Source organism: uncultured Methylobacterium sp. (genome assembly GCF_964242245.1).
Lineage (GTDB): Bacteria > Pseudomonadota > Alphaproteobacteria > Rhizobiales > Beijerinckiaceae > Methylobacterium.
Map to the genome: position 1 here is coordinate 1 of NZ_CAXTBY010000200.1, position 3,543 is coordinate 3,543.

A 3,543-nucleotide genomic window follows, 5' to 3' on the forward strand; every position below is an offset into this window, starting at 1 on the left:
GGCCGTCGCCCCTTCTTCCGTCGTCGCAAGACCTGCCCGTTCTCCGGCGCCAACGCGCCGAAGATCGACTACAAGGACGTGAAGCTGCTCTCGCGCTACGTCTCGGAGCGCGGCAAGATCGTGCCGTCGCGCATCACGGCGGTCTCGGCCAAGAAGCAGCGCGAGCTCGCCCAGGCGATCAAGCGCTCCCGCTTCCTCGGCCTGCTCCCCTACGTCATCAAGTAGGGTTTTCGGCCGGCCCGGTTCGTCCGGGCCGGCCGCGTTCCTCCGGGCGTCGGGTTCCACCGTCGCCCGATCGTTGGGGCGCCTCTCGCCCCTAACCCTGCCCGCATCCCGCGGGGCGGCGGGACAGCGGATTTCATGGTCCAGACCCTCGGTATCGGCATCGGCGCGGGCCTCGTCTCGGCACTCCTGTTCGGGATGCTGCTCAAGGCGACGCCGCTCGCCCTCGTGCTCTACCTGCTGGCGCCCCTGCCGATCCTGATCGTCGGCCTCGGCTGGAGTTCGCGCGCCGCGCTCGCGGCGGCGGCTTCGGGGAGCCTCGCCCTGGCCCTCGTGGTCGGGCCCTTCCTCGGCCTGGGATTCGCCGCCTACCTCGCCCTCCCGGCGTGGTGGCTCGCCTACCTCGCGCTGCTCGGCCGGCCGAACGCCGACGGCACGCTCGAATGGTACCCGACCGGGCGCCTGCTCGGCTGGACCGGCACGACCGCCGCGCTCGCCTTCCTCGCCATCGCCGTCCTGTCCTCGCCGAGCCACGAGGCGTTCCAGACCCAGCTGCGCGGGCTCGCCGGCACCGTCGTCCGCGCCCAGATGCGCGACGCCCCGGCAGCACCCGCGAAGCCCGATGCGGACAGGACCGATGCCCCAGCGACGCCCGATGAACCGGCTCAGGCCGACGCGCAGCCGGCGCAGGCCGAAGCCCACGCCGACCTTGCCGACGCGCTGGCCCGCACCGTGCCGGCCTTCGCGGCCAACGGGCTTGCCCTGCTCCTGACCTTCTATCTCTGGGCCAGTGGCCGCATCGTGCAGCTCTCCGGCCGCCTGCCGCGGCCGTGGCCGGACATTCCGTCCACGGTGATGCCGCGGGCCATGCTCGGCCTGCTCGCCGCCGCCATGGTCCTCGCCTTCGCCCCGGGCTACGCGGGCGTGCTCGGCACCGCGCTGGTGGGCTCGGCGAGCGCGGTCTTCGCCCTCCAGGGCTTGGCCGCCTTCCACGACCGCAGCCGGGGCCGCCCCGCACGCGGCGCCCTGCTCATCGGCCTCTACCTCATCCTGTTCGTGACGCAGGGCATCGCCCTCGTCGCGCTGACCCTGTTCGGCCTCGCCGACACCGCGCTCAACCGGCGCCGTCCCCAGGGACCTCCGAAGGACGGCGCGAGACCCTGAGAGACCTGCCGCCATCCCGGCGGCTCGAACGGCAAGAGGACAAGACGATGGAAGTGATCCTGCTCGAACGCGTCGCCAAGCTCGGCCAGATGGGCGAGACCGTGAACGTCAAGCCGGGCTTCGCCCGCAACTTCCTCCTCGCCCGCGGCAAGGCGTTGCGCGCGACGGAGGGCAACAAGAAGCACTTCGACACCCAGCGCGCCCAGCTCGAAGCGCGCAACCTCGACCGCAAGAAGGAGGCGGAAGGGGTCGCCGAGAAGCTCGACGGCCAGAGCTTCGTCCTGATCCGCCAATCCGGCGAATCGGGCGTCCTGTACGGCTCGGTCTCGACCCGCGACCTCGCCGAGGTCGTCTCGAAGGACGGCTTTTCGGTCGATCGCGGCCAGTTCACCCTGAACCAGCCGATCAAGACCCTGGGCCTCCACGTCGTGCCCGTGGTGCTCCACCCCGAGGTCGACGTGAAGGTCACCGTCAACGTCGCCCGCAGCCCGGAGGAGGCCGAGCGTCAGGCCCGCGGCGAGTCGGTCACCGAGCGCGAAGCGTTCAACCTCGACGACCTCGGCCTCGAAGTCGGCAAGGCGCTGGCCGATGCCGGCGAGGGCGCCGACGACCGCGGCTGAGCCGCGCATCCTTTTCCCCCCTCTGTGGTGCTTGCAGATGCACACATCAGTTGCATCTGACGACGATGGCCGCGCATCCCCTCGCCCCGCCTGTGGGGAGAGGGCTTTGCCGACCTCGTCGTCGGCAAAGCGAGGCGGCAGCCGATGGCGAGGGGGGCCGACACCGGGGAGACACCTCCGTTGGGGCCCCTCACCGTCGCTCGGCTTCGCCTCTCGCTTCCCGCCTGCACGACGCGGTGCAGGCGGGCCTCTCCCCGCAAGCGGGGAGAGGGGACCGGCGCTGCATCCGGCTGCATCCGGAGATGTGTGCATCCGGTAGCTCTGCGGGGGAGGAAGGCGAAGTCGTTGTGAATGTCGGTGACAGCGGGGATCGTAGCCGGCCCGGCTTGACATGTTCCGGATTTGTTCCAGCATGGACGCCCGCTCTTCGCGCTGAACGGCGGGCGTCCCGTGTTCCGGCCCAGCCTCGTGGGCAAGCCGGAGGCTAAGCATCGGTCAACCCTACCGGTGCCATGGTCGTCGGGTCATGTCTGGGATGCGGCGCCGACCCGGCCCGCATCGATTCGGAGCGTCCGTCGATGGTCCTGCCCAATGCCCTGACGGCCAAGCTCGAAGCCGTGCAGGCCGAGTACCGCGTCGCGCCGCACAACATCGATGCGGAGCAGGCGCTGCTCGGCGCGATGCTGGTGAACAACGACGCCTACTACCGCGTCTCGGACTTCCTGCTGCCCGAGCACTTCATGGAGGACGCCCACCAGCAGATCTTCCAGGTGGCGACCTCGCTGATCAAGGCGGGCAAGCTCGCGACCCCGATCACCCTGAAGACGTACCTGGGCGACGCCGATTTCGGCGGCCAGACCGTGATGCAGTACCTCGCGCGGCTCGCGGCCGACGCCAGCACCGTCATCAACGCCGGCGAGTACGGCCGGGCAATCTACGACCTCGCGATCCGGCGCCGGCTCATCACCATCGGCGAGGACCTCGTCAACGGCGCCTACGAGGCACCGGTCGAGCAGGCCCCCCGCGACCAGATCGAGGAGACCGAGCGCCGCCTCTACGAGCTCGCCGAGGCCGGCAAGTACGACGGCGGCTTCCAAAAATTCTCCGACGCGCTGACGGCGGCCGTCGACATGGCGGCCAAGGCCTACCAGCGCGAGGGCAAGCTCTCGGGGATCGCCACCGGTTTGACGGACCTCGACGCCAAGATGGGCGGGCTGCAGGCCTCCGACCTCATCATCCTCGCCGGGCGCCCGGCGATGGGCAAGACCTCGCTCGTGACCAACATCGCCTTCAACATCGCAAAGGCCTACCAGGGCGAGAAGCAGGCCGACGGCACGATCAAGACGAAGAACGGCGGCATCGTCGGGTTCTTCTCCCTGGAGATGTCGGCCGAGCAGCTCGCCACCCGCATCATCGCCGAGCAGTCCGGCGTGCCCTCCTACAAGATCCGCCGCGGCGACATCCGGCCGGAGGACTTCTACAAGATCACGGACGCCGCCCGCGACATGCAGACGATCCCGTTCTACATCGACCAGTC

The 3,543-nt window shown here is 70.0% G+C and carries 4 protein-coding genes; all 4 read left to right on the plus strand.

Annotated features, from left to right (window positions below; genetic code table 11):
- The coding region (gene rpsR, locus ACFE8Y_RS21235) for a 30S ribosomal protein S18 (RefSeq protein ID WP_375466347.1) at positions 1 to 225 on the plus strand (225 nt) is incomplete at its 5' end.
- A 135-nt stretch (positions 226 to 360) separates the two neighbouring features.
- The gene (locus ACFE8Y_RS21240; protein ID WP_375466348.1) at positions 361 to 1,386 is read left to right on the plus strand and encodes a hypothetical protein; all 1,026 of its coding nucleotides are present in this window, start codon (positions 361 to 363) and stop codon (positions 1,384 to 1,386) included.
- 47 nt (positions 1,387 to 1,433) lie between these two features.
- The gene (gene rplI, locus ACFE8Y_RS21245; RefSeq protein ID WP_375466349.1) at positions 1,434 to 2,006 is read left to right on the plus strand and encodes a 50S ribosomal protein L9; all 573 of its coding nucleotides are present in this window, start codon (positions 1,434 to 1,436) and stop codon (positions 2,004 to 2,006) included.
- A 578-nt stretch (positions 2,007 to 2,584) separates the two neighbouring features.
- Positions 2,585 to 3,543, plus strand: a 959-nt coding sequence (locus ACFE8Y_RS21250; protein ID WP_375466350.1) for a DnaB-like helicase C-terminal domain-containing protein, incomplete at its 3' end; no start/stop codon positions are given.

What these genes read in the sequence shown, in the direction of transcription:
- ACFE8Y_RS21240 (WP_375466348.1), top strand. Translation starts at nt 361, where the DNA reads ATGGTCCAGACCCTCGGTATCGGCATCGGCGCGGGCCTCGTCTCGGCA.
- rplI (WP_375466349.1), top strand. Translation starts at nt 1,434, where the DNA reads ATGGAAGTGATCCTGCTCGAACGCGTCGCCAAGCTCGGCCAGATGGGC.